This window comes from Candidatus Pelagibacter sp. HIMB1611, assembly GCF_052047715.1.
GTDB lineage: Bacteria > Pseudomonadota > Alphaproteobacteria > Pelagibacterales > Pelagibacteraceae > Pelagibacter.
This window is the reverse complement of the sequence record NZ_JBNAJM010000001.1, coordinates 75,475-99,982: the sequence shown is the minus strand read 5'-3', so window position 1 is coordinate 99,982 and position 24,508 is coordinate 75,475. Positions and strand designations below refer to the sequence as shown.

Annotated in this window: 28 protein-coding genes; 2 read left to right on the top strand and 26 right to left on the bottom strand. The window is 31.0% G+C overall.

Going from position 1 to position 24,508, the window contains the following annotated elements; genetic code table 11:
* Positions 1–55: 55 nt before the first annotated feature.
* The 15 genes from ACTTAS_RS00560 to ACTTAS_RS00490 form a co-directional block, all read right to left on the bottom strand.
* On the bottom strand, positions 56–1,387 hold the full coding sequence (locus ACTTAS_RS00560) for a branched-chain amino acid ABC transporter permease (RefSeq protein WP_075506298.1): 1,332 nt from the start codon (positions 1,385–1,387) through the stop codon (positions 56–58).
* A gap of 35 nt (positions 1,388–1,422) precedes the next feature.
* Positions 1,423–2,433, bottom strand: a complete 1,011-nt coding sequence (locus tag ACTTAS_RS00555) for a branched-chain amino acid ABC transporter permease (RefSeq protein ID WP_440651770.1) — start codon at positions 2,431–2,433, stop codon at positions 1,423–1,425.
* Position 2,434: 1 nt separating this feature from the next.
* On the bottom strand, positions 2,435–3,142 hold the full coding sequence (locus ACTTAS_RS00550; RefSeq protein ID WP_262590337.1) for an ABC transporter ATP-binding protein: 708 nt from the start codon (positions 3,140–3,142) through the stop codon (positions 2,435–2,437).
* Positions 3,142–3,930 carry an ABC transporter ATP-binding protein gene (locus ACTTAS_RS00545; protein ID WP_440677945.1) on the bottom strand — a complete coding sequence of 263 codons (789 nt, stop codon included), beginning with the start codon at positions 3,928–3,930 and terminating at the stop codon, positions 3,142–3,144. The genes ACTTAS_RS00550 and ACTTAS_RS00545 overlap by 1 nt, the downstream gene beginning before the upstream one ends.
* Complete coding sequence (locus ACTTAS_RS00540) at positions 3,931–4,698, bottom strand: pyrroline-5-carboxylate reductase (RefSeq protein WP_440677944.1); 768 nt, start codon at positions 4,696–4,698, stop codon at positions 3,931–3,933.
* Between the two features lie 34 nt (positions 4,699–4,732).
* Entirely contained in the window at positions 4,733–5,644 is a 912-nt protein-coding gene (gene glaH, locus ACTTAS_RS00535) for a glutarate dioxygenase GlaH (protein ID WP_075506239.1), read from the bottom strand.
* A 40-nt stretch (positions 5,645–5,684) separates the two neighbouring features.
* Positions 5,685–6,008, bottom strand: coding sequence for an AzlD domain-containing protein (locus ACTTAS_RS00530; RefSeq protein WP_440677943.1), 324 nt, complete (start codon positions 6,006–6,008; stop codon positions 5,685–5,687).
* A complete protein-coding gene (locus ACTTAS_RS00525; protein WP_075506241.1) occupies positions 5,998–6,702 on the bottom strand; it encodes an AzlC family ABC transporter permease in 705 nt (234 codons plus the stop codon). The genes ACTTAS_RS00530 and ACTTAS_RS00525 overlap by 11 nt, the downstream gene beginning before the upstream one ends.
* Positions 6,702–7,487, bottom strand: a complete 786-nt coding sequence (locus tag ACTTAS_RS00520) for an ABC transporter ATP-binding protein (protein WP_440677942.1) — start codon at positions 7,485–7,487, stop codon at positions 6,702–6,704. Before ACTTAS_RS00520 ends, ACTTAS_RS00525 begins: the two co-directional genes overlap by 1 nt.
* Positions 7,487–8,227 (bottom strand): ABC transporter ATP-binding protein, encoded by a 741-nt coding sequence (locus ACTTAS_RS00515; protein ID WP_023854239.1) that lies wholly within the window; start codon positions 8,225–8,227, stop codon positions 7,487–7,489. Before ACTTAS_RS00515 ends, ACTTAS_RS00520 begins: the two co-directional genes overlap by 1 nt.
* Positions 8,224–9,276 (bottom strand): branched-chain amino acid ABC transporter permease, encoded by a 1,053-nt coding sequence (locus ACTTAS_RS00510; protein ID WP_075506244.1) that lies wholly within the window; start codon positions 9,274–9,276, stop codon positions 8,224–8,226. The genes ACTTAS_RS00515 and ACTTAS_RS00510 overlap by 4 nt, the downstream gene beginning before the upstream one ends.
* Positions 9,263–9,445 carry a hypothetical protein gene (locus ACTTAS_RS00505; protein WP_075506245.1) on the bottom strand — a complete coding sequence of 61 codons (183 nt, stop codon included), beginning with the start codon at positions 9,443–9,445 and terminating at the stop codon, positions 9,263–9,265. Before ACTTAS_RS00505 ends, ACTTAS_RS00510 begins: the two co-directional genes overlap by 14 nt.
* The gene (locus ACTTAS_RS00500) at positions 9,442–10,335 is read right to left on the bottom strand and encodes a branched-chain amino acid ABC transporter permease (protein ID WP_075506246.1); all 894 of its coding nucleotides are present in this window, start codon (positions 10,333–10,335) and stop codon (positions 9,442–9,444) included. Before ACTTAS_RS00500 ends, ACTTAS_RS00505 begins: the two co-directional genes overlap by 4 nt.
* Positions 10,336–10,398: 63 nt before the next feature.
* Positions 10,399–11,637, bottom strand: coding sequence for an amino acid ABC transporter substrate-binding protein (locus ACTTAS_RS00495; protein ID WP_075506247.1), 1,239 nt, complete (start codon positions 11,635–11,637; stop codon positions 10,399–10,401).
* Between the two features lie 84 nt (positions 11,638–11,721).
* The gene (locus tag ACTTAS_RS00490; protein ID WP_075506248.1) at positions 11,722–12,336 is read right to left on the bottom strand and encodes a LysE family translocator; all 615 of its coding nucleotides are present in this window, start codon (positions 12,334–12,336) and stop codon (positions 11,722–11,724) included.
* A 122-nt stretch (positions 12,337–12,458) separates the two neighbouring features.
* On the opposite strand from ACTTAS_RS00490, the gene ACTTAS_RS00485 reads away from it, so the two are divergent.
* The gene (locus ACTTAS_RS00485; protein WP_075506249.1) at positions 12,459–12,755 is read left to right on the top strand and encodes a TIGR03643 family protein; all 297 of its coding nucleotides are present in this window, start codon (positions 12,459–12,461) and stop codon (positions 12,753–12,755) included.
* Between the two features lie 3 nt (positions 12,756–12,758).
* Positions 12,759–13,016 carry a glutaredoxin 3 gene (gene grxC / locus ACTTAS_RS00480; protein WP_440677941.1) on the top strand — a complete coding sequence of 86 codons (258 nt, stop codon included), beginning with the start codon at positions 12,759–12,761 and terminating at the stop codon, positions 13,014–13,016.
* A gap of 8 nt (positions 13,017–13,024) precedes the next feature.
* Here the strand turns inward: grxC and msrB are convergent, their stop codons facing one another.
* The 11 genes from msrB to ACTTAS_RS00425 form a co-directional block, all read right to left on the bottom strand.
* Positions 13,025–13,399, bottom strand: coding sequence for a peptide-methionine (R)-S-oxide reductase MsrB (gene msrB, locus ACTTAS_RS00475; RefSeq protein ID WP_075506251.1), 375 nt, complete (start codon positions 13,397–13,399; stop codon positions 13,025–13,027).
* Positions 13,400–14,293, bottom strand: a complete 894-nt coding sequence (locus ACTTAS_RS00470; RefSeq protein ID WP_440677940.1) for a histone deacetylase family protein — start codon at positions 14,291–14,293, stop codon at positions 13,400–13,402. It abuts the gene before it with no gap.
* A 2-nt stretch (positions 14,294–14,295) separates the two neighbouring features.
* A complete protein-coding gene (locus ACTTAS_RS00465; protein WP_262590328.1) occupies positions 14,296–15,246 on the bottom strand; it encodes a D-2-hydroxyacid dehydrogenase family protein in 951 nt (316 codons plus the stop codon).
* A complete protein-coding gene (locus tag ACTTAS_RS00460) occupies positions 15,239–16,135 on the bottom strand; it encodes a DMT family transporter (protein WP_440677939.1) in 897 nt (298 codons plus the stop codon). Before ACTTAS_RS00460 ends, ACTTAS_RS00465 begins: the two co-directional genes overlap by 8 nt.
* A complete protein-coding gene (locus ACTTAS_RS00455; protein WP_262590326.1) occupies positions 16,136–17,377 on the bottom strand; it encodes an NAD(P)/FAD-dependent oxidoreductase in 1,242 nt (413 codons plus the stop codon).
* A gap of 68 nt (positions 17,378–17,445) precedes the next feature.
* Complete coding sequence (gene rodA / locus ACTTAS_RS00450; protein WP_440677938.1) at positions 17,446–18,570, bottom strand: rod shape-determining protein RodA; 1,125 nt, start codon at positions 18,568–18,570, stop codon at positions 17,446–17,448.
* Positions 18,570–20,474 (bottom strand): penicillin-binding protein 2, encoded by a 1,905-nt coding sequence (gene mrdA, locus ACTTAS_RS00445; RefSeq protein ID WP_440677937.1) that lies wholly within the window; start codon positions 20,472–20,474, stop codon positions 18,570–18,572. Before mrdA ends, rodA begins: the two co-directional genes overlap by 1 nt.
* Complete coding sequence (mreD, locus tag ACTTAS_RS00440) at positions 20,467–20,985, bottom strand: rod shape-determining protein MreD (RefSeq protein WP_440677936.1); 519 nt, start codon at positions 20,983–20,985, stop codon at positions 20,467–20,469. Before mreD ends, mrdA begins: the two co-directional genes overlap by 8 nt.
* On the bottom strand, positions 20,985–21,830 hold the full coding sequence (gene mreC / locus ACTTAS_RS00435; RefSeq protein ID WP_440677935.1) for a rod shape-determining protein MreC: 846 nt from the start codon (positions 21,828–21,830) through the stop codon (positions 20,985–20,987). The genes mreD and mreC overlap by 1 nt, the downstream gene beginning before the upstream one ends.
* 3 nt (positions 21,831–21,833) lie before the next feature.
* The gene (locus tag ACTTAS_RS00430) at positions 21,834–22,868 is read right to left on the bottom strand and encodes a rod shape-determining protein (RefSeq protein WP_262590321.1); all 1,035 of its coding nucleotides are present in this window, start codon (positions 22,866–22,868) and stop codon (positions 21,834–21,836) included.
* Positions 22,868–24,439 carry a 2-isopropylmalate synthase gene (locus ACTTAS_RS00425; RefSeq protein ID WP_440633691.1) on the bottom strand — a complete coding sequence of 524 codons (1,572 nt, stop codon included), beginning with the start codon at positions 24,437–24,439 and terminating at the stop codon, positions 22,868–22,870. The genes ACTTAS_RS00430 and ACTTAS_RS00425 overlap by 1 nt, the downstream gene beginning before the upstream one ends.
* Positions 24,440–24,508 lie beyond the last annotated feature (69 nt).

Sequence of the window (24,508 nt, the reverse complement as noted above, 5' to 3'; positions counted from 1 at the left end):
CCATATACATAGCCCAAGCAATAGCAGCACCTAAAATAATATATTTCATGTTTAATTATTTTATTTCTATTTTTTCTGGAAGTATACCTTTAGGTCGGTACCTCATTATGAATAACAAACCTAAACCCATCAATAAAAATCTAAAATAAGGAACACTTTCAATAAGATGAGCTTTGATAGCGTTTGTTTCAGGAATACCTGCTGTAAAGAAGTTAATTAAAAACATTGAAATTGGTGCTGCTTCGATCCATAAAAACCATACAACAAAGCCACCTAAAATTGCACCAAAATTGTTTCCACTTCCTCCAACAATTACCATTACCCAAATTAAGAATGTATATCTCATTGGTCTATAACTTCCTGGTGTAAATAATCCATCCTGAGTTACTAGCATTGCTCCTGCAATTCCAACAATTGCTGAACCTAAAATAAATATTAGCAAATGTTGTTTCACAACATTTTTACCCATAGCATTTGCTGCTTCTTCATTATCTCTTATTGCTCTCATCATTCTTCCCCATGGAGAATAAAGAGCTTTCTGCGTAAGAATTAAAAGTATTATAACAACAACTAAAAATAAACCTGAGTAACAAAGTTTAACAAATATTGAGGAGCCTTCTATTACGAATTGATTTAAAGCTGCTTGTCTTTCGGATAAATCAGTAATTAGATCTAACTTACTAGATTTAAACTTTTCTACTAAATTTATAAACCAATCAGTGGTCTGCAGATCGACCTCATATGGAGCTGGCCTCTTTAAGCCAATAACATTTTTAACACCTCTAGTTAACCAGTCCTCATGCTTAATTATTGCTATTACAATTTCTGAAATCAATAATGTTGCAATTGCTAGATAATCAGCTCTTAAACCTAAAGCAACTTTTCCAACTATAAACGCTAAACCTCCAGCAAATAATGCACCTACGATCCAGGAGAAAATAATAGGTAAACCAAACCCGCCTAGAAAACCAGTAGTTGCAGGATTTACAGCTTCAATTTTTTCAATACCTGGTTCCGCTGTAACTCTGATAATTATGATAGCTGCAATAATTAGAGCTGCAATACTGTAAGTTCTTAGTTTTGATTTTTCAAAATTTTTCAAAATAAATCTGATAACTAAAACCATTACAATGATGAGCCATAAGCACATTAAAATATCAAATCCACCAGCCCTCCATGCTTCTTGGACAGGATCAACTGAAATTATTACTGCAGCAAGACCTCCTAAAGCTGTATATCCCATTATTCCAAAATTTATTAAACCAGCATAACCCCATTGTATGTTTGCACCCATGGTCATGACTGCTGAAATTAAGCAAAGATTAAATATTGATAATGCAATATTCCATGATTGAAAAATTCCAACTAATAGAATTAGAACCATCATGATACTGTATGCTGCAATAACGTTTAGATTTTTTCTCACAATACTTTCCCTTTGAATATCCCTGAGGGTCTATAAAGTAATACAATCACCAAAATTGAAAATGAAACTGCAAATTTGTAATCGGTTGAAAGTAATTGAATTAGGCCTTCTGGTTCCATACTTTCAGGTAATATGTACATAAAAAATTTCTTATATGCATATGTTAATAAAATTTCTGAAAAAGCAATCACATAGCCACCCAAAAATGCACCAAAAGGATTTCCAATTCCTCCAACAATTGCTGCAGCAAAAATAGGAAGCATATTATTAAAGTAAGTGAAAGGTTTAAAACTTTTATCTAAACCATACAAAGCTCCTCCAATAGTAGCTAAAATTCCTGCAATTACCCAGGTTACCAATACTATTTTCTTAGGATCTATTCCTGAAAGCAAAGCAAGATCTTCATTATCAGAGTAAGCTTTCATGCTTTTTCCTGTTTTAGTTTTATTTAAAAACCAGAACAATAAAGAGACTAAAACTATTGTAACAAAAATAGTAATGACCTGAGTAGATTTAAGGGCGAGTCCTTCGTTTAAACCTGTCATTTCTTTAAATTCTCTAGCCTTGATAATGAATTTTTCTCCATCAAAAAACCTTCTATCTCCTGGACCTATTATAATTCTAACAACTGCTTGGGTCACAAACATCACACCTATACTAACCATAGCAAACTGAACTGGAGGACTTTTTTGAGTTCTGTAATACTTAAAAACAAATTTATCGATTGTAAGCATGTATAAAATCATAAAAAAAATACCAAATGGAAGTGCAATTAAAGCTGTAGGCAGAACTCCAAGAGAAATACCTAAAGATTGAAAATACCAAGTGAATAAAATTGTCATCATGGTTCCAAATGACATCATGTCTCCAGTTGCAAAATTAGCAAATCTCAGAATTCCATAAATTAAAGTAACAAAAATTGCACCCAAAGCTAATTGAGAACCATAAGTAAGTCCTGGAATAAAAATATAATTTAGTAAAAGAATTATTGCATTAATAAGATCCATATTATCCTCCTAAGAAAGAGCTTCTTACTCTTGGATCGTTCAATAATTCTTTGCCTGTTCCTGAATAACGATTTTCTCCAGTAACTAATACGTAGCCTCTATCAGAAATATTTAATGCTTGTTTAGCATTTTGTTCTACCATTAAAATAGCAACATTAGTTCTTTTTACTTTAACGATATGATCAAACAATTCATCCATAACAATTGGTGATACCCCTGCAGTTGGTTCATCTAACATTAGTACTGTCGGTTTAATCATTAACGCTCTTCCAAGTGCTACTTGTTGTCTTTGACCACCAGATAATTCACCTACCATTTGGTTTCTTTTTTCTCTAAGGATTGGAAATAGTTCGTAAATTTCCTCAATAATATTTTTTATCTCAGAGTTTACTAAAAAGGCGCCCATTTCTAAATTTTCCTCAACCGTCATTCCCGCAAAAACATTTTTTGTTTGAGGAACAAATGAAATTCCTTGTTTAACTCGATCCTGTGGAGAAAGTTTTGAAATATCCTTACCATCAATTTTAACTGATCCAGATTTTAAATTTAATAAACCTAACATTGCTTTCATAGCTGTAGATTTTCCAGCACCATTAGGTCCTAGAATAGAAACAATTTCTCCTTTGTTTACTTCAACAGAACAAGAATTAATTATATCTGGTCCATTTCCATAACCACCAGTCATCTCTATTCCTTCAAAATATGCCATTAAACTTCATCCTTTAATTTTGATCCTCTGCCAAGATAACTTTCTATTACCTTTTCATCTTTTTTAGCTTCATCAACCGTACCCTCAAATAAAACCGAACCTTCAGCCATAACAATCACAGGATCACATAATCTCCCTATAAAATCCATATCATGCTCAATCATACAAAAAGTATAACCTTTTTCTTTATTTAGCTTTTCGATTGCAGTACCCAGATCTTTTAATAAAGTTCTATTTACTCCTGCCCCTACTTCATCCAATAATACTAATTTTGCATCAACCATCATGGTTCTTCCAAGTTCTAACAACTTTTTTTGACCTCCAGAAAGATTTCCTGCAAGCTCATTTGACAAATGCCCTAGATTTAAGAATTCAACTACTTCTTTTGCTTTTTCTTTAACTTCCGCTTCCTCTTTTGAAACTAACCCTGGCTTAAATAATGCTGTCATTAGCTTTTCACCTGATTGATTTCCTGGTACCATCATCAAGTTTTCCAAAACAGATAAATTTGAAAACTCATGTGCTATTTGAAAAGTTCTAAGCAAACCTTTTGAGAATAATTCGTAAGATGGAACATCTGTGATATTTTCTTCATCAAACGTTACACTCCCACCTGAAGATTTTAAATTTCCAGCAATTAAGTTAAATAAAGTTGTTTTACCAGATCCATTTGGACCTATTATACCTGTGATAGTACCTCTTTTAACTTTAATAGAACAATCAGAAACTGCTGCAAGTCCTCCAAAATACTTTGATAAATTATTTATCTCTAAAATATTTTCAGACATTTATTTATCTAATCTTTTGTAAATACTATTTAAAGTTTTCTCTAATGATTTATAAAAACCAGATTTTGTCAATTCATTGACACCCTGTTCATTTAATCCTTTAGGTGTTTGTGACTCTTTAACTAACTCTTTTAAATTTTCTTTAGAATGCATAACCGCATCTTCTGACAAAGCTAAAAACAAAGAAGTTATATATTTTTGAGCATTATTTCTTTTTACCCCTTTTTTTACTAACCAATCAGACATTACTCTTTGCGTTTCATAAAAAGGTGCCATCATTCCAGAAGTAGACCAAAAGTTTATCGAAGATTTTTCATTTTTGATTTCCACAGTAGTTCCTAAGTGATTAAAAAAAGCTTTCACTTTTGAATTCGGAGGACAAATTGGAACTGGTCCTTTCTTTAATGATATTGGTGGCAAAGGAATTGCTCTTACTATTTTTGCTTTTACTTTAATGGCTTTTTTTAACTGTGATAGAGTTATTGTAGATATAAAGCTAACAATTGTTTGACTAGACTTAAATTTTAAATCTTTAATTATCTTCTCTCCCACCGTAGGTGTAATAGATAAAAATACCCAAGTAGATTGATCAACAATTTGTTGGTTATCTTTAGCAATAACTATTTTTTTAAACTTTTTTTTTAAACTTTTAGCAATCTGTTTATTCCTTGGAGAAATTATTATTTTATTAAATTTAAGATTAGATTTACATATTCCAGTTATTACTGAAGATGCAATTTTACCCGTACCAATAAAACCTAAAATCATAATATTTTGGTTACTTTATATTGATTATATTGAATTAATTAACAAAAAAAGATCCTCTAATTCTCAACAATTCTCTGCTTAATTCTTTATTTTCTTTGAAAGGTTTTCTTCCATGAAGCCAAAAATAATTATTTGCAATTATAGAGCAACCAACCGGTAACTTTGTAATTACTTTATTTTCACTTCCTTCCAGAGCATCAGATAATCTCTGTAAAAAATTGCCTTGTTCCATGTTTTTTGGTTCAGGAAATTGGTCAATATATGAAATATGTGGTCTTCCTTTATCATCTGAAGAAAAAACTGGATGCTCAACTTTATAATCTACATTTTTACTCTTAGGTGAGCTCCAAAGAAAATCTTGTTTACCCACAGGATCATTTGATAGTTCTTTGCAATGTTCCCAATCATCTAAATGCAACATCGCAGTCTCTCCACCCTCTACATTTTCTTCTTCTAACTTTGTCATAATTAACCAATCAGTAATTTCTTTAACATAAGTTCCATCTGTATGAAGATCCATATTACGGTAAGCTTTTCTTAAATAAGAGTCACTCGCGTCTTCGTGTTTAACATGAAAACGAGCATAGTATTTTCCTGCCATTGAATCATGGTTAGGATTTCCAATTAAATAGGCAATAGCTGTTGATAATTTTACTAAAAATTTATCATTAATTTTTGGTGAAATATTTTTTGGTCCAATTATAAAACAACCAGTTGAACGATCTCTAATTATTGAGTTCATTAGTTTACTAAGTTTATTTTCTGTTAAATCATCTAAACTTTTTGCTATTGTAAACCTTGTAAAAGGCTTTAGTTCTAAAGCTGTTAAGTCAAATTTATTAAATGGAAAAACTAATTTCTTAATAATCTCATCAGTAATTTTAATATTCAAAATTCTTTTTGATTTATCATGTTCTTGAATTTCTAAACCAGGTATTTTTTCCATAAGAAACCTTAAGTTAAGTTTTTTAATAAATCAATTTTATTTAGAAATAATTAATTAATATTGCCATACTTATGGCAGAGAAAATTGTGGGATAAACATAATTTTTTTTAGAAATAAAAAAAACAGTTAAGGATAGTACAACAACAACAAATCTTACTAAGTAGCTTGAGTCATCCATCACACCAACTGGAAAAATTATTGTTCTTGCAATTAGGGCTGCTAAAGTTGCATAAGCTAAACAGTTAAACCATTTAAATATCTTAGAAGTTTCTTTTATACCTTCTGAGCTTATTGCTCCAAGAAATCTTGATAAAAAAGTTGCAAGGGATGTCACCAAAATTGCTAAAACGATACTAGTTGACATTTTTTTCTCCTATTAAGTAAGCAATAGTGCCACCAACTACTCCACCTAATAAAATAGACCATTCAGGTGAAAAAAAATAAAAAACAGGTCCCAAAATAATTCCAAGTAAAACTGATAAAGTTACTTGTCTTGTTTTTGACGCTCCTACCATCATGCATAAAAAATATACAGGATTTAAAATAGCTAAACCCATCATCATTTCTTTGTTTAAATATTCTGAAAAATAAAAACCTATTAAAGTCCCAATTACAGCAACACTCCAAGTAGCGCTTCCAATCCCTATCCAATAATCAATTCTATATTTTTCTGGAATAGTCTTATAATTACTCTTCATAATCAACCAAGCTGATACAGCTATGAAATGGCATGAAAAATAATATTTCCACTTTGGTTGATCTTCATGCATCATTAATGGAAACAAAGAAACAGCCATTGGATATAAACGAGCATTAACAAACCAAACTGCTAAAAAAATATTTAATAAAGAAGCACCAACCAATAAAGACTCTGCCATAACTAGAGATCCTGGCAATGCATAAGTCAGCATGGTAGAAAAAATGCTTTCTTGAATATTGAAGCCAAGATTTTTTAAAAGAGCTCCTATAGCAATAAAACAACAACCTAAAGCTATTGCTGGGCTATCGTGAGCTAGTATTGATTTATAGCCTTTAAAAAAGAAATCTTTATTTATCATTAGCCACCAAGGAATAGTCTACCAACATCAGGGTTTTGCAATAAATCATCCCCTTTGCCAGCAATTGCAGTTTGTCCAGATACTAATACATATCCAATGTCTGCAAATTCTAGTCCTTTTTTGGCATTTTGTTCAACTAATATAATAGTTTTCTTTTCATTTTGTTGAAGATCTCTCAAAATTTCAAAAACCATGTCAATATATCTAGGTTCTAAACCAATTGAAGGTTCATCAACTAATAGAACGGATGGTTTCATAACTAAAGCTCTAGAGATTTCTAACAATCTTCTTTCACCACCTGATAAAACTTTAGCAGGCTGATTTCTTCTATTTCTTAATCTCTCGTATTTTTCTAAAATTCTTTCAGCTTCTTCAAAAGACTCTTCGGTTTTATCTTTAATATATCCACCCATTAATAAGTTTTCTTCAACTGTCATATCTGGGAATACAGAATTGTCTTGTAAGATATATGCAATTCCAACTGATTTTAATTTTTCAGCTGGTGTAAGATTTGTAATTTCTTTTCCTTCTATTTCAATTTGACCAGAGAAGATGTTTGTAAATCCATAAATTGAGTGAAGAATTGTAGATTTACCAGCTCCGTTTGGTCCAATCAAACACAATGATTGTGCTTTGTTCACGAATAAATCAAAATTATGTAAAATTTCCATTTTACCATAGCCAGCATTTAAATTTTTAATTGTAAGATGTATTTCATTTGGAGATAGTTTTTTTAAATCTTCTGGTGTTGGAGCTTTTCCTAAAACTTCATATTGATTTGACATTATTGGGCTCCTAGGTATGCATCGATAACACGCTTATCGTTTTTAATTTCATCTGGTGAACCATTTGCTAACATTTTGCCGTGAGCTAAACAAAATATATTCTCCGCTAATTGCATGATCACTCTCATATTGTGTTCAATAACCAAAAGAGTGATACCAAAATCTTGATTTACTTTTATCAACCTATCAATAATTCCATTGATTAAAGTTGGATTTATTCCTGCTGTTGGTTCATCTAGTAAAAGCATTTCTGGTTCATTCATTAATGCCATAGCAAGTTCTAAAAGTTTTTGTTGTCCAAAAGATAAATCACCTGCTCTAAGTTTTCTCTTTTGATATAAACCAACAAAATTTAGTAAATTTTCTGCTTTTTCTGTAAGCTCTTGAGGTATTTTTGAAAACAGTTTTAATATATTTTCATCACTACCCTTATGACTAATTAGCATATTATCAATGCAGTTCAGTTTTCCATATATTCTTGTTTGTTGAAATGTTCTTAATAAACCTAGCTTTGCTATTACGGGAACAGGAAGTTCAGAAACCTCTTTTCCATTAAATTTAATTGAACCCTGGTCTATTGGATAAGTGCCTACAATTGAATTAAATAAAGTTGTTTTTCCTGATCCATTTGGGCCAATTAATCCTACTATTTTACCTTTTTCAACTGACATGGAGATATCAACATTAGCTTTTACTCCTCCAAAAGATTTACTAACATTATTAACTTCTAAAATACTCATTTTATCTCTACCTGAGCCTTTCGATCAGCTTCATCAACTACCTCTCCAAATCTGTGAGGATATTTTTCTCTTAACCATCCCATTAATCCCTCAGGGAAATAAATTACGATCACCACGATTAATACTCCCAAGGCTACATACTGCCAGCCTAGGAAGAATGTCCAAAATCCTTCTTTAAAAATATGGAATATTGTTGCACCGATAACTGGTCCCCAAAGAGTTCCTTTACCACCTAATATTGCCATTAAAACCATGAACACTCCCATTTCTCTTCCATCAAAAGCAACATCTGTAGAGTCGATATATCCGACTAGTCCACCCATTATTCCTCCTGCAAGACCACAGAAAAATGCAGAAATCATCCAACCAATAATTTTATATTTCATTGTTGCAATTCCCATAGCTTCAGCCTTGTCTTCATTGTCTCTGATTGCATTAAGGATTAACTTAAATCTAGTAGAGTAAATCGCTTTAACAGTTATAAATGTCAAAACTAAAACTATAAAACTTAAAAAGTAAAAGAATTCTCCTCTAGCTTCTAAGCCTCCTACATTAGGAAAAGGTGGAGTAGTAAAACCTTGTCCTGCTCCAATAATTTCAATTCCTCCAGAAATTTCTCCAGCAGCTACTCCTAATCCTAGAGTGCAAATAGCAAAGTAGTGACCTCTCAATCCTAAAATTGCATAACCAATTAAACCAGCAACAATAGTTGGAACTACTGCAGCAACAACAAGTCCCATCGCCATACCTTGGAAAAATTGGGTAGGAGTATGTACAAATGTTTTTTCACCACCACTTTCTGTCCATTCTGCTAATGGAAAAAACATTCCAACCTGAACTGAAGCACACAAATACATACCCAGTCCATAAAACAAAATATTTCCAAATGTATTGTAGCCCATTTCTCCTCCTTGAATATTCCAAGTAGTTGCAAGAACAATTAGAATGCAAAGAATTGATAATTGTACTTTAAATGCTGGAAATATAAATGGTGCTGCTAAACCAAATATTAAAATTCCTATATAAAGTATTAAATTATTTTTGTTCATATAGACTATTAATTTTTTCTCTGAAATTTTGATCTACTGTAAAATAATGACCATCTTCATCATGTACACTTGAGCCTGATGAATGATATTCATCTAAGTGTTTTTTAAATTTATCTATGTCAACTTCAACTGTTTGACCTTGATTATCATTGATTTTAACTTTCCTCATTTTAAGTACTCTCTCTTTCTTGAAAGTTTAAATCTTCGATAAACTAAAATTAATACTAGTAATAAAAATACTGATCCAATTCTAAATTCTGTTCCTAAAATATAATCTGCAAATTCCTCAAAAACTCCTAATCCCATACCTGACATTGCAACACCTGGTAAATTTCCTAAACCAGCAACAATTACAATCATAAAAGATCTAATCGTATAAGGTAATCCCATATAAGGGTGAATAGTGAATGTTATAGAGATTAAAGCTCCAGCTACACCACATAAAGCAGCATTAATTCCAAAAGTTGCCGCATATACTTTTTCAGTATCTACACCTAAAATTTTTGCAGCACGTGCATTTTGAGCAGTTGCTCTAATTGCTCGTCCAAGCTTAGATTTTTTCATATAAATCACTAAGCAAACTGCAAATAAAATACTGATAAATGCTGAAAATATTTTTGAATTAGGAAGAACAACATTATTATCAAACAACATTGTTGTACCATAATGCGAATTTGCAAGCACAACATCTGCACCAAATGCAAAGTTCATTAATTGCATGAATAAAATACTTATTCCAAATGTAGCTAAAATTGAGATAAATAAATCTCTATCGACTACTTTATTTATAACCAGTTTATAGATCGCAATACCTACGAAATACATTATAATTGGAGCAACAATTACTCCCCATGCTGGATGAATACCATAAAGATACATAAAGTACGCAATGTATCCTCCTAAAATAACAAGATCTCCTTGAGCAATATTAATTATATTCATAACACCCCATTGAAGTGCCATTCCATAAGCAATTAATGCGAACAATACTCCTAAAAGAATACCATCCAAGCAAGCTTGAACAGTTATCATTGGGTATTGAAATACAAGAAAATCCATAAAATCTTTTTTGGTTTATATAAAAAAAAGCCCCCTATTACCAGGGGGCTCAATTTTTAATTTTTATCTTTCAGACCACTTAGGCATTGGGTGAATTAACTTAGCAGATGCCCATTTTAATGGAGCAACAACTTTGTTTTCACACTTACCAGCATCATCACACATTACTTGGAAAAGTACCATTGGTTTATCAACGTTCTGACCGCCAGGTGCAAATTTAATATTTCCATAGAATGTTTGCATGTTAGTAGCTGCAAGAGCATCTCTTACTTTCTTTTGATCAAAAGAATTGGCTCTTTCAAATGCATCTTTGAACACCAATAACGCAGCTGAAGACTCAGCAGATTGGTATGGTGGATCATATCCAAACTCTTTCTCAAAGTCTGCAGCATAGGTCATTCCATCTTTAAAGAAATCATCTTTATAAGTCAGAGATTTATGCCATTGAGAGGCACATAGTGCATACTGAGAATTAGCACCATGTTGTTTTGATAATTTCGCTGCATCACAGTGAGTCATAGCCAACATTGGAACATCAACCTTCATTTCAGCAATTTGTCTTACTGCAGTCAATGCACCTTTAGTATGACCTGATACAACTAAAACATCTGGTTTCATTTGTTTAACTTTAACCAAAGTTGCAGCCATATCATTTAACTCTTTAGGCAGTTTGTCATCGATGATGATTTCAGATCCAGTTCTTTCTGCGGCATCTAAAATACCTAATCTAACATCCTGTGAAAAAGCATCTTGTTCAAATGCTTGAGCAATTCTTACTGGTTTTCCACCATTTAGCTCAACTGCTGTTTCAATTGCTACATCAAGATATAAGTTTGCCGGAGCTAATACTGCAAATAGATATTTGTAACCTTTGGTAAACAAAGATCTAGAAGCACCATTCGCCTCTACCATTGGAACACCATATTTTTCAGTTACAGGTGCAATAGCTTTTGTAAGACCTGAACTGTATGGGCCAAGCATAAACTCAACACCATCTTGTGAAATTAATCTTTCTGCAAGCTGTGCAGCTCTCTTAGGGTTTGATTCATCATCGTAATAGATAATGTCAAACTTATAAGTTTTTCCACCAACCTTTACACCACCCATGCTATTAATTCTGTCAACGGCCATGTTATAACCATTTTGAGTATGAACACCATTTGATGAGTACTTACCAGTTAAGGAAATTGCAGCACCTAAAATAATTTTGTCACCAACTACTTTTGCAAAAGATGCAACAGAAGTTGAAAATAAAATTACTAATGCAGAAACAAAACTTAAAATTATTTTATTTAACTTCATTTTATTTCCCCTTTAATTAATTAATTACTAATTAAATAAACAATTTTCACACAATGCAAGTAGGAATAAAGACTTAGTATGAGTTTAATACTGTTGTGTAATAACAATAATTCCAGCAATAATGACTAAAACACTCGCTGAAATTGTATTAATAGTTTTCGGATTTGCAGTAATCCATTTAATCAATTTTTGTGCAAGTATTGCATAACCAATCAGAGATAAAAAATCTAACACAATGTAAGTTGTAATTAAAATTATAAATTGACTTAAAAGATTAGAACTAAAATCAATAAATTGTGGAAATATAAAAGGAAAAAACATCCAAGCTTTAGGACTGGTTCCTGCAACTAAAAATCCATCTCTAAAAAAAGATAAATTACTTTTTGTGACTTCTTCCTTATCTTTTAAATTTTTTGGACGAGACTTATAAATATCATAAGCAAGATATAAAATATAAAGAACTCCAATCCATTTAAAAATATTAAGGATTAATGAATTTTCTGAAAAAAAAGAACCTATTACAAAAATTACCAAAGTAGCTTGAATTAAATTTGCAGTAACATCTCCAAGCGCTGACCAAACACATTTCCCTACACCATAATTCATTGAGTAAGAAATTATAACTATTCTAGGAGTGCCGGGAGTAATGAATAAAAAAATGATAATCTGTAAATAAAGTATGAATTCTAAAGGAAGCATATTTTTAGAGAAGATAGTCCTTAAAAACCGGGAGCTAAAGATGGCTAAGAAGGACTATCTAAATCATAATATCAGAGGGTAAAAAAAATGCATTAAATTTTTTTTTCAAATATAAAGGATTTATGAAAAAAAAAGGCTACACCCCAGTAACTAAAGTTAAAAATCCTGAACCCAGTATTGATGACCCAGACTGGGTAATTTGGGCGGCATGGGCAGACAGAATTACTTTTGAGGAAATTGAGAAAAAAACCGGGAAGCGAGAATCTGATGTAATTAAAATTATGAGAAGATCTTTAAAACCATCATCATTTAGATTGTGGAGAAAAAGAGTAAATCAAAAAAGTATCAAACATAGAAAAAAATTTGAATATTCTAGAAAAGAAATCACTAGTAAAATTAAAAAAGGTGACTATCTATAAGTTATGAAAAAAATTACCATGTATACTGGCCCCCTATGTAACTATTGTGAGGCTGCAAAAAGATTATTAACAAGAAACAATGCTCCATATAATGAAATTGATATTTCAAAAGTTGAAGGTGCAATGGATGAAATGATTAAAAAAGCAAATGGAAAAAGAACAATTCCACAAATTTTTTTTGATGAGCAGCATATAGGTGGCTATGATGAAATAAGGGCCCTAGAAAAAGAAAATAAACTTCAAGATTTGTTAAAAAATTAAAATTATTTTTAAGCTTTTGGTTTAAAAACTAAACAGACACCATTATTGCAATATCTTTTTCCAGTTGGCTCTGGACCATCATCGAATATATGTCCATGGTGACCTCCACATTTTTTACAATGATACTCTGTTCTTCCATAACCTAAATGATAATCTGTTTTTGTTTCAAAAACATCTGGTAAAGATTCATAAAAAGATGGCCAACCAGATCCACTTTCATATTTAGTATTTGAGTCAAATAACTTCTCACCACAATTTGCACAATGAAAACTTCCTTCTCTTTTTTCATGATTAAGTTCACTTGATCCAGCAAGTTCTGTGCCTTCCTCAAACAAAATTAATTTTTGTTCTGCTGTCAGGTTTGGATTAATTTTTTTTGTCATTTAAATATATTTAGCACAAGTTTGATGCAGTATAGAGTGCAATTCTACTAATTTTTCAAAATCTTTATTGTATCCTCCTCCTAAAACTCCACAAAAAGGTATTCTTTTTGAATAAAAATTTTCTATTACTAGCTCATCTCTTAATTTTACACCTTGATCGGAAATTTTTAATTTACCTAATCGATCATTAAAATGAATATCTACTCCTGCAATATAAAAAACAAAATCAAAATTTTCTTGATTTAACTCTGTTAAATAGTGCTTTAACGTTTTGATGTAAGTATCATCCTCTGTGTTATCTTCTAGTTCTACGTCTAAATCACTAATAGATTTTTTTGCAGGATAATTAGTTTTTGAATGCATACTAAACGTAAAAACATTTCTATTTTCTTTAAAAATATCTGAATTTCCATTTCCTTGATGAACATCAAGATCTACAATTAAAATTTTATTTGCTAGGCCCCTGTTTAGCAAATAATGAGCTGCAACTGCTACATCATTAAATACACAGTAACCGGCACCACCATTGTAATTAGCGTGGTGGCTCCCTCCAGCAGTATTACAAGAAATTCCATAATTTATAGCAAGTTTTGATGCCAACACAGTCCCCCCTGTTGCAACCAAAGATCTCTTAACAACACTGTCTACCAAAGGAAAACCTATTTTTTTAACACCATCTATGTCTAAAGTTTTATTTGTGATGTCTCTTATATATTTTTCAGAATGAGCAAATTTTAATGTTTCAGATGAGCATGGATAAGGTTTATGAAACTTTTTGACTACATTTTTTTTAATTAAATAATTTGCAAGTTCACTAAATTTATTTATTGGAAATTTATGATCATCTCCAATTTTTGCAAAATAATCTTCGTGATTTACAACTGGTAACTCCATGGTTACTCTAAAACTCTGATTGGCTTTCCATTAACACAAGCCTCTAATCCCTCGATCATTTGATTGTAAAAAATACTGTAATTTTCTGCTGTTACATATCCTATATGCGGAGTTAACAAAGCGTTAGGTAAAAATCTTAATTTATTATTTTCAGGCAGAGGTTCTTTTTCATAAACATCGATTCCAGCACCAGCAATTACATTAGTTGATAATGCTATAATCAAATCATCTTCATTAACTATTGGACCTCTCGAAGTATTAATTAAAAAAGCTGTCTTCTTCATATTATCCAACTCTTTCAATGTTATACAATCTTTATATCTCTCTCCGCCCTGAACATGAATAGACAATACATCTGAATTCTTTATTAAATCATCTTTACTACATGGCAAGACATCTAGCTCTTTGCATTTATCTAAACTTAAATTTTCACTCCAAGCCATAACTTGCATTCCAAAAGCTTTTCCAATTTTTGCAACTTCACTTCCTACTCTTCCCAATCCAATTAATCCTAATATTTTTCCTTTTAGCTCAACACCAATAGTAGTTTGCCAGTATCCTTGATACATATTATCAAACTCTTCTTTAAAATTTCTAGCTAAGCCAAGAATTAATGCCCAAGTTAGTTCAGGAGTAGGATTGATATTAATATCTGTCCCACAAACTATAATTTTTCTTTTTTTAGCAGCTTCTAGGTCTATAGATCTATTTCTTAATCCACTCGTGATAACAAATTTTAAATCACTTAAATTATCAATTAGATTTTTTGTAATTGGGGTTCTTTCCCTCATTATCAAAAGAGCCTCAAAATCAGCTAATTGATCGATAGCATCTGCCTCATCTACGAAAGGTTCACTGAAAATTTTAAATTCATATTTTCCAGATAATTTTTCTAAATCAACAAATTGTTGAGCAACATTTTGGTAATCATCTAATATAGCTACTTTAAGCATTTTTAATTTTTTTGTTTGATAAAAATAGACCTAATATAATTAAAATAGACCCAATTAAATGAAAAAATAAAAATTTTTCATTAAAAAGTATGATTGCAAAAATTGTACTGAATAAAGGAATTAATGATAAAAAAATTCCTGCCCGATTGGCTCCAATAATCGCCACAGCACCTGCCCAACAATAGTAAGAGCCAATACTTGGAAACAAAGCAATATAAAATAAAATATAAAAAAAGTTACTATTTATCTCTACAACTTTATCTTGAATTATATCGATAAAAAATAAAGGCAAAAGAAATATTAGGCCAAACGTGCATATGATTTGTACAAGGGCAAGTAGAGAAACATCAAAATTTCTTTTTCTTAAATATGCTGAATAAACTCCCCATGCAATTATCGCACCTATCATAAATAAATCTCCTTTATTAAAACTTAAAGAAAGCAAAATATTAAGATCCAATCGTGTGATAATAGCTAAAATACCTAATACAGAAATAAACAGGCCTGATAATTGAAAAATATTTGTTTTTTCAATTTTTAACAAAAAACAAACTAAAATTATTGTAACTGGTATTGCAGTATTAAAAAGAGATGCATTGATTACTTGGGTATGATTTAAAGCATTATAAGTAAATGAAGTAAATATACAAACACTGGTAAAACCAAGGATAAAAAATAAATATAAATTTTCTTTAATTTTATACTTTAATTTAAATATTTCCTGATACGTAAAGGGAAATAAAATTATCCATACAAGACACCATCTTAAAAATGAAAGAGTATTTGGTGGTATGTTTTGCAAGTATGCAAACTTCGCAATTGTAAAATTGCCTGCCCAAAATAATGTTGCACAAACCAACATTAAATATGCTTTGGCGTTCTGACCCACTTAACTAAATCTTAACGAACTGTAAGGTTTTAAATCTAAGTTTGTATTTTCGTTCGCAATCATTCCTGAAACAATCTTTCCAGAAATTGGGCCTAAAGTCCATCCTAAATGATGATGTCCAAAACAATAATAAACATTTTTATAATTTTTTGATGGCCCCATGACAGGTAAAAAGTCTGGTAAAGTTGGTCTAAATCCTAACCACTCATCCTCATGCTCGGGTAAATCACCAAGCATATATTTTGCATTATTAATTAAATTTTTAACTCTAGATTTTGACAAAGGATTTTCTAATCCACCAAATTCAACTGTACCCACTACTCTTAATCCTTGTTCCATTGGTGTAATTCCAAAACCACGGTTTGAAAATATTACTGGTCGGCTTAATAAATGATCACAGTTTTTGAAATGAACATGATATCCTCTTTCAGTATCTAGAGGAATTTGTTCATCTAAATTGTCAGTCAATTTTTTAGAAAAAGCGCCACAAGCAATTACTGCTTTATCAAAAACATAACTTTGTGTTTCAGTTTTAAAAATAGGTTTTTCATCATCAAATTTTATATCTTTAATATTTACTTTGTTAAACTTTCCACCTTTTTGCAAAAATAGATCAAATAATTTTAAAAGGATTCTTTTTGGATTTCGAGCATGTCTTGCATAAGGATAGTAAACTCCAGCATGATAGAAAGGTTTAATATGGGGTTCTAAATCATGAATTTCAGCTTTATTAACTAGTTGCTGCTTTACTCCCAATTCATCTCTAACTCTTATTTCTAATTCCCTACTTTTTAGATCTTGATCATTCCAGATATAAAGTATTCCTTTGTTTTCCACTAATCCTTCAAGATCTATTTCATCAAATAATTCATCATACGCCGGTAGAGCTAAATCTAAAATTTGATGCATATTTTTTGCAGTATGCATCATCTTAGTTTTTGTAGTGTTCATGATAAATTTCATGAACCATGGAATCATTTTTGGAACGTAATTCCATTTTAAAGCTAGAGGACCAGTTGAACTTAATAACATAGCCGGAACATCCGCTAAGACATCAGTTCTATTTAAAGAAAGTGAAGCATAAGGCGAAAAATGTCCTGCATTTCCATAAGAAGCTGCTTGGCTTCCTGGATTATCTCTATCAAATATTGTTACATTAAATCCCTTTTTTTGAAGGAACAATGCATTTGATACACCTTGGATACCTGCACCAACTATTCCAACCTTAATGTTCTTATTCATATGAACGTTATACAATTAAAAAATTAAAGTTTCATAGTGACAAATTATGCTTAATTAAATTAAATATTTTAAGCAATCATCTGTTTATGATTTATCTTGGCGCTAAGAACAATACCAAACCCGATCATAGTTGCTAACATAGAGGAACCTCCATAGGACATTATCGGTAATGGAGAACCGACAATTGGCAATAAACCCAAGACCATCGAAAGATTTACAACAATATAAATGAATATTGCAAAAGCAAATCCAAAACAGAATAACCTTGAAAAATTACTTCTTGAGATAGCACCTATTCTCAAAATTCTGATAATGATAATTGAATACAAAACCAATAATCCTATTGATCCTATAAATCCAAACTCTTCAGAAAATAAAGTGAATATAAAATCAGTATGTTTTTCAGGTAAAAAATCCAAATAACTTTGTGTACCTTTTAAAAAACCTTTGCCCTCTAAGCCACCAGAACCTATTGCTATTTTTGACTGAATTATTTGATAACCAGCACCCAATGGATCTCTATCAGGGTCTAAAAAAGTCAATATTCTCAATTTTTGATAAGGCTTTAAGAAAGAAATTACAAAAGGTAGTGATATTAAAAAAACTATAAAAGAATAAATAAAATATTTTATCTTAACACCTCCCAACCATAAAACAATTAGTCCACTTGATGCAATGAGAATTGAAGTTCCTAAATCTGGTTGTGAGAGCACCATAATAATTGGTATTAAAATAATAGTTATAACTGTCATGATACTTGTAACTGAGTTTACATTTTCAATTTTAACCCTGTGATAATATTTTGCTAAGCAAAGTATAATTGCTATTTTCATTAACTCGGATGGCTGTAAATTAAATAAATATAAATCCATCCATCTTCTTGAGCCTGATGATTTTATTCCAAAAAAAGAAACATAAATTAGTAAAAGAATTACAGCTATATAAAACAAGTATGAAAAGTTGTGCCACCATCTAATATTAAAAAACGCAATTAAAATCATTAAAGGGAAAAAGACTACTATTTTACTAAAATGACTTTTTGTGTGAAATAGAATTTCTCCTCCATCTGTTGAATACATCACAAATAAACTTAATATTGAAAGTAAAAATATACTTATCAGTAAAATATAATCTAACTCTTTAACCTTTTGCCAAAAAGTAAGTTCGTTATTTAATCTATCGTGTTGAAACATCAAATTTCTATTTCTTCAAAATTTTTTTGTTTATTTCTTAAATCGTTTCTATCAATTATTAATTTGAACAATTCTTTTGCAATTGGTGCTGCAGTTTTACTTCCTGAGCCACCATGCTCAACTATAATACTTAATGCGTATCTTGGATTAATATACGGACCATAAGCAACAAATAATGCGTGATCTCGGTCTTTATAAGGAATTTGCTCAATTTTAAGATCAAGTTCTCTTTCTCGCATGCTAATTCTCTTAACCTGCGCAGTACCAGTTTTGCCAGCAAATTGATATTTTGGATCGTCTATTCTAGACTTGTATGATGTTCCGTATAATTCATTAGTTGAACTAAACATGGCCTCTTGGACAATTTTTATATTTTTGGGATTCTCAAATAATTTTTTTTCTTCAGAAAATAAAGACTCTTGTTCAAATTTATTTTTAGCTTCTTCGAAAGAAACAGTATTATTATCAACTATTATTCTTGGTTTTATAGAGTAACCTCCATTAGCAATCTGAGCTGTCATAAGGCATAATTGAAGTGGAGTTGTTTGCGTATAACCTTGACCTATTCCAGTTATTAATGTTTCTCCAAGTACCCATCCTTTTCCAAGATTATTTTTTTTCCATTTAGTGTTTGGAAACAAACCTGGTTTCTCAAAATCAAAATAATCTCCTAACACTTTTTTACCAAGTCCAAATTTTTCAGCTGTAATATTTAATCGATCTACTCCTAGTAATCTTGCAACTTCATAAAAATAAGTATCACATGATTGTTTCATTGCATTTTTTAAACTTACAAATCCATGACCTTTTTCTTTCCAACAGTGAAAAGTCTGTCCATAGAGCTCCATCTTACCAGTGCATTTAACTTTAAAACTTGGACTAACAATTTTGTTTTCTAAAGCAGATAAAGCTACAATTGGTTTTATTGTAGATCCTGGAGAATAAAGTCCTGCAAGTGTCTTATTTACTAGTGGTTTTAATGGATTATTTCTAATTAATGACCAATCATCATTACTTATTCCAAATAAAAATTTGTTTGGGTCATAAGAAGGAGAAGAGTACATTGCTATGATATCACCCGTATAAATATCCATCACACTTATAGATCCAGCTCGGTCATTTAAAAGTTTTCCACAAGCTTTCTGAACCTCCGTATCAACAGTTAATCTTACTCTTAAACCTTGTTTACCTTTTTGATGCTCAAGTTGATTAATCCTTTTTCCATAAGCATTTACTTCATACCTTTGGATGGCATTTGTGCCAATCAAGTAATTTTCTAAAGTTTTTTCTAGACCTAATTTTCCAATTTTCATACCTGGAACAAATCTTTCTTGAACAGTTTCATTAGCCAAAATCTCTTCTTCATTAGGTTGACTGACATATCCTAGAATATGAGTATAAGTTTCGCTAAAAGGGTAGTTTCTTGAAATGGTCATAACTGGTTTAACACCAACTAAGTCATATAAATAATTATTTATTTTTAAAAAATCACTCCAAGATAAATTTTCAGAAACAATAATACTTTCCCAAGGTTTTAATTTATTTTTTAATTTTACAATTTTTTCTATTTTTTTATCACTCAGGTTAAGTAGAGTTTTTAATCGAGTTAACAAATAATTGAAGTTTTCAACTTGTTCTGGAATTATATGAAGTTGATATACTTTTAAATTTCCGGCTATAACATTGCCAAAGTAATCCACTATATCACCTCTTATTGGTGGCAACTTCCACTCTCTAATTCTATTTTTATCTGAAAGAGTAAGATATTTTTTATTTTCGTTAACTTGCAGAGAAAAAAGTCTAGCTATAATTCCTGTAAAAATAATTATTTTTGCAGCACCAATAATAAACATCCGTCTATTAATTACGTCTGTTTTTCTAATACCTGAATTACCGCTAATCATTCTGTTTATTTGAAATTTTGCTATTTAAAATGTTAAATAAAATAAAAAATAATGGGTAAAATAGAAAAGTAAAACCAGAGTTTATTAAGTAGTCCATAAAATCTACCTGATATAAAAATACTAAGTCTAGAATTATTACTTGAATTGAATTGATAAGCAAAACAGCAATGATAAATGAAAGCCAATCATTTATAAATTTTGGACTTAGTGTAATTTGTCTAATATATGAGGTAATGGCACAGATTAGTAAATAACAAAAACTGCTTATTCCAATTGGAATACCAATTACTACATCGTTAATAATTCCTGCTAAGAAAATTGAGAAATATCCTAGGTAATCTGGATTTCTTAAAGTCCAAAAAAAGATTAAAATGAAAATGAAGTTGAATGAAAAATAATCTAACTTTAAATAATTAAAGTCAAATTCATTAAACACTGAAAAAAACAAAAGAATAATCGGCAAATAAGAGAGGAATGATTTAAAAAATGTACTTTTATTCAATGAAGCCATTATTGACCCTCCCCTATTTCAAATTCTACAATCTTTACAAAACTTAATTGTCCGAAATCAGAAAAAAAACTTAGTTGCTCTGAACTATTTGTTATTTTACCAACTGGAATACCTGGTTTAAAAATACCAGCAAGGCCAGAGGTGTATACAACAGCCCCCTTTTCAATCTGATTTTCTATGTACTCATCTTTGGTATATTCAATTATTCCATGATCTTTACCAGTTCCAGATGCTACAGCTTGTAGAAATGGGGGCTGAATTACTACTGGTATTTTGCTATTTAAATCTGACAGAAGTAGAGCTCTTGAATTTGAATAATTTGCCTCAATAATCTGACCGACCAAATAATTTCGATCCATTACTGCCATTCCCATTTTTACATTGTCTTTAGTTCCTCTATTTAAGACTATTGATTTTAAATATGGACTTTCTCTATCAATTAAAACTCTTGCAAATATATCTTCTGAATTTATGCTTTCATCAATCAACTCTCTAAGTCTTTTATTTTCAGCAGTTAAAATAGTATTTAATACTTTAATCTCATCTGCATTCTCTATTTTAATTAATTGGTTTTGATGATTTTTATAAAAATCAAGGTGTGATTTAAATTTAGCTATTGCCTCTTTAATTTTATTTTCTGGCACTGATACAACATAAGAAGATCTATATATTACTTCGTTAATTCCTAACTTAACAAGTTGAATTGGTTTAAAATTAAAATTACTTAAAATTATTATAACAACAGATAAAATAATTAAGCTTATAAGCGAAAACTTTTGTTGATCTTTCCTTTTTAAAAAAACTGATCTTAAGGCAATTACAAAGTCGTCTCTGCCTTTTACCATCTTTTAATATTCAGATAACATAGTAGAAAAAGTTTCTTCCTGATCCAAAGCCTTACCAGTTCCAACTGCAACACAAGATAATGGATCATCAGCAACATGTACTGGTAAACCTGTTTCCTTTGAGAATCTTTTATCAATATTTTTTAATAAAGCTCCACCACCTGTTAAAGTAAGACCCATATCTACTAGATCAGCAGATAATTCGGGAGGAGTATTTTCTAAAGCATCTTTTATTGCACTAACCATTTCTTTCAATATATCATTTAATGCTTCAGCAGTATCTTCCTCGGTAATATTTACTTCTTTAGGAGTGCCTGATCTTAAATCTCTACCTTTTACTGGGTAAGTGTTAGTTCCTGTTGGAACAGCTGTACCCATTTCCTTTTTAATTTTTTCAGCAGTAGTATCTCCGATAAGTAAATTGTATTCTTTTCTCATATAATTAACTATTGCTGTATCCATTGCATCACCCGCAACTCTCAAAGATTTAGAATAAACCAATCCACCTAGGGACATTACTGCTATCTCACTGGTACCACCACCTATATCAACAATCATTGACCCTGTGGCTTCAGAAATTGGAAGTCCGGCTCCAATAGCTGCAGCAATTGGTTCCTCAATTAATTGAACTCTTCTTGCTCCCGCAGCTAATGCGCTGTCTTGAATTGCTTTTCTTTCAACTGGAGTTGAACCAGTTGGTACACATATTAAAATTCTAGGATTAGCGAAAGTACTTCCTTTATGAACTTTTTTTATAAAGTGTTTGATCATCTCTTCTGTAACTATAAAGTCTGCTATAACACCATCTCTTAAAGGTCTGATAGCACTAATATTCCCAGGTGTTCTTCCAAGCATTGTTTTGGCTTCATCTCCAACAGCTAAAACATTTTTCTTTCCGCCTTGATCAACAATCGCAACAACCGAAGGTTCATTAAGAACAACACCTTTTCCTTTTAATACTACTAGTGTATTTGCTGTTCCAAGATCAATCGCCATATCTTGGCTCCATACTTTTTTAACGCTATCGAATAATCCCATTATATTCCCCTTACCTTTTGACTTTCTTGCTCCATTGGAGCTGTTTTATCTCGTTTAATTATCATTTTATTTAAAGCATTTATGTAAGCATTTGCAGAAGCTACTAAAGTATCAGTATCTGCTGCTTGACCTACAGTAGTTTTTCCATTTTCCTCAATTTTTACACTAACAGTAGCTTGAGCATCGGTACCTTCGGTTACAGCATGCACTTGATAAAGCTGTAAATTTACATCATGAGGATAAAGAGTTTTTATACATTTAAATATTGCATCAACTGGTCCATCCCCAGTTTCTGTAGCTTGTTTTACATCTCCATATACATCTAAAGTCATTTCTGCTTTTTGAGGCTCTCCTGTACCAGCAAACACTTTTAATGATTTTAAGTTAATTGCGCTAACTTTATTATCAACAATTAAACTATCATCAACTAATGCAATAATATCTTCGTCATAAACATGTTTTTTCTTGTCTGCCAAAACCTTAAACTTAGCAAATGCATTTCCTACTACATCGTCTGTTAAATCTGGATAACCTAAACTGTTTAATTTGTCTTTAAAAGCATGACGTCCAGAATGTTTGCCCATTACTAATGAGGTTTGTTTAACTCCAACACTCTCTGGGGTCATAATTTCATAAGTCTGTCTATTTTTTAACATTCCATCTTGATGAATGCCTGCCTCATGGGCAAATGCATTTTTTCCAACAATTGCTTTATTATATTGGACTGGAAATCCAGTTGCATTTGAAACTATCTTTGATGCTTTGCTTAATAAAGTTGTGTTAATTCCAGTTTCGTAAGGCATCAAGTCTGGTCTTGTCTTAATTGCCATAACAACTTCTTCTAATGCAGCATTTCCTGCTCTCTCACCTAAACCATTTATAGTACATTCAATTTGTCTTGCTCCTGCTTGAACACCAGCTAAAGAATTAGCTACTGCTAAACCTAAATCATTGTGGCAATGAGTAGATAAAATTGCTTTATCAATATTAGGAACTTTGTTTAAAAGTGTTTCAATGATTGTTGTGAACTCAGATGGTATTGTATAACCGACAGTATCAGGGATGTTAATTGTAGTTGCTCCATTTTTTATTGCAAGCTCAACTGTTTTACACATATAATCCATATCGGTTCTTGTGCCATCTTCACATGACCACTCAACATCATCAGTAAATTTTCTTGCATAAGAAACATGTTTACCAATTGACTCATAAACATCTTCTGGTGACATATTTAATTTATGTTTCATATGTAGAGGACTTGTTGAAATAAAAGTATGTATTCGGAATCTAGGTGCGTGTTTTAGTGCTTCGTAAGCTCTATCAATATCCTTTACTGAATGTCTAGATAATCCTGCTGGAATAGAATTTTTTAAAATCTTACTTACTTCAGAAACAGCCTCAAAATCTCCTGGTGATGCTATAGGAAAACCCGCTTCGATAATATCAATTCCCAGTTCATCAAATACTCTAGCAATCTGAATTTTTTCTTCCAAACTCATAGAAGCGCCAGGTGATTGCTCACCATCACGCATAGTTGTATCAAATATAAAGACTCTATCTTTGTCGCTCATAATAAAAATTTTTGGAAAATCTATAATACAATCTATAAGAGAGATTGCAAAATAATTAGTAATAATAGC

Coding starts and splice junctions, on each gene's coding strand:
- ACTTAS_RS00560 (WP_075506298.1), bottom strand. CDS start 1,387: ATGATGGTTCTAATTCTATTAGTTGGAATTTTTCAATCATGGAATATT.
- ACTTAS_RS00555 (WP_440651770.1), bottom strand. CDS start 2,433: ATGGATCTTATTAATGCAATAATTCTTTTACTAAATTATATTTTTATT.
- ACTTAS_RS00550 (WP_262590337.1), bottom strand. CDS start 3,142: ATGGCATATTTTGAAGGAATAGAGATGACTGGTGGTTATGGAAATGGA.
- ACTTAS_RS00545 (WP_440677945.1), bottom strand. CDS start 3,930: ATGTCTGAAAATATTTTAGAGATAAATAATTTATCAAAGTATTTTGGA.
- ACTTAS_RS00540 (WP_440677944.1), bottom strand. CDS start 4,698: ATGATTTTAGGTTTTATTGGTACGGGTAAAATTGCATCTTCAGTAATA.
- glaH (WP_075506239.1), bottom strand. CDS start 5,644: ATGGAAAAAATACCTGGTTTAGAAATTCAAGAACATGATAAATCAAAA.
- ACTTAS_RS00530 (WP_440677943.1), bottom strand. CDS start 6,008: ATGTCAACTAGTATCGTTTTAGCAATTTTGGTGACATCCCTTGCAACT.
- ACTTAS_RS00525 (WP_075506241.1), bottom strand. CDS start 6,702: ATGATAAATAAAGATTTCTTTTTTAAAGGCTATAAATCAATACTAGCT.
- ACTTAS_RS00520 (WP_440677942.1), bottom strand. CDS start 7,487: ATGTCAAATCAATATGAAGTTTTAGGAAAAGCTCCAACACCAGAAGAT.
- ACTTAS_RS00515 (WP_023854239.1), bottom strand. CDS start 8,227: ATGAGTATTTTAGAAGTTAATAATGTTAGTAAATCTTTTGGAGGAGTA.
- ACTTAS_RS00510 (WP_075506244.1), bottom strand. CDS start 9,276: ATGAACAAAAATAATTTAATACTTTATATAGGAATTTTAATATTTGGT.
- ACTTAS_RS00505 (WP_075506245.1), bottom strand. CDS start 9,445: ATGAGGAAAGTTAAAATCAATGATAATCAAGGTCAAACAGTTGAAGTT.
- ACTTAS_RS00500 (WP_075506246.1), bottom strand. CDS start 10,335: ATGGATTTTCTTGTATTTCAATACCCAATGATAACTGTTCAAGCTTGC.
- ACTTAS_RS00495 (WP_075506247.1), bottom strand. CDS start 11,637: ATGAAGTTAAATAAAATAATTTTAAGTTTTGTTTCTGCATTAGTAATT.
- ACTTAS_RS00490 (WP_075506248.1), bottom strand. CDS start 12,336: ATGCTTCCTTTAGAATTCATACTTTATTTACAGATTATCATTTTTTTA.
- ACTTAS_RS00485 (WP_075506249.1), top strand. CDS start 12,459: ATGAAAAAAAAAGGCTACACCCCAGTAACTAAAGTTAAAAATCCTGAA.
- grxC (WP_440677941.1), top strand. CDS start 12,759: ATGAAAAAAATTACCATGTATACTGGCCCCCTATGTAACTATTGTGAG.
- msrB (WP_075506251.1), bottom strand. CDS start 13,399: ATGACAAAAAAAATTAATCCAAACCTGACAGCAGAACAAAAATTAATT.
- ACTTAS_RS00470 (WP_440677940.1), bottom strand. CDS start 14,293: ATGGAGTTACCAGTTGTAAATCACGAAGATTATTTTGCAAAAATTGGA.
- ACTTAS_RS00465 (WP_262590328.1), bottom strand. CDS start 15,246: ATGCTTAAAGTAGCTATATTAGATGATTACCAAAATGTTGCTCAACAA.
- ACTTAS_RS00455 (WP_262590326.1), bottom strand. CDS start 17,377: ATGAATAAGAACATTAAGGTTGGAATAGTTGGTGCAGGTATCCAAGGT.
- rodA (WP_440677938.1), bottom strand. CDS start 18,570: ATGTTTCAACACGATAGATTAAATAACGAACTTACTTTTTGGCAAAAG.
- mrdA (WP_440677937.1), bottom strand. CDS start 20,474: ATGATTAGCGGTAATTCAGGTATTAGAAAAACAGACGTAATTAATAGA.
- mreD (WP_440677936.1), bottom strand. CDS start 20,985: ATGGCTTCATTGAATAAAAGTACATTTTTTAAATCATTCCTCTCTTAT.
- mreC (WP_440677935.1), bottom strand. CDS start 21,830: ATGGTAAAAGGCAGAGACGACTTTGTAATTGCCTTAAGATCAGTTTTT.
- ACTTAS_RS00430 (WP_262590321.1), bottom strand. CDS start 22,868: ATGGGATTATTCGATAGCGTTAAAAAAGTATGGAGCCAAGATATGGCG.
- ACTTAS_RS00425 (WP_440633691.1), bottom strand. CDS start 24,439: ATGAGCGACAAAGATAGAGTCTTTATATTTGATACAACTATGCGTGAT.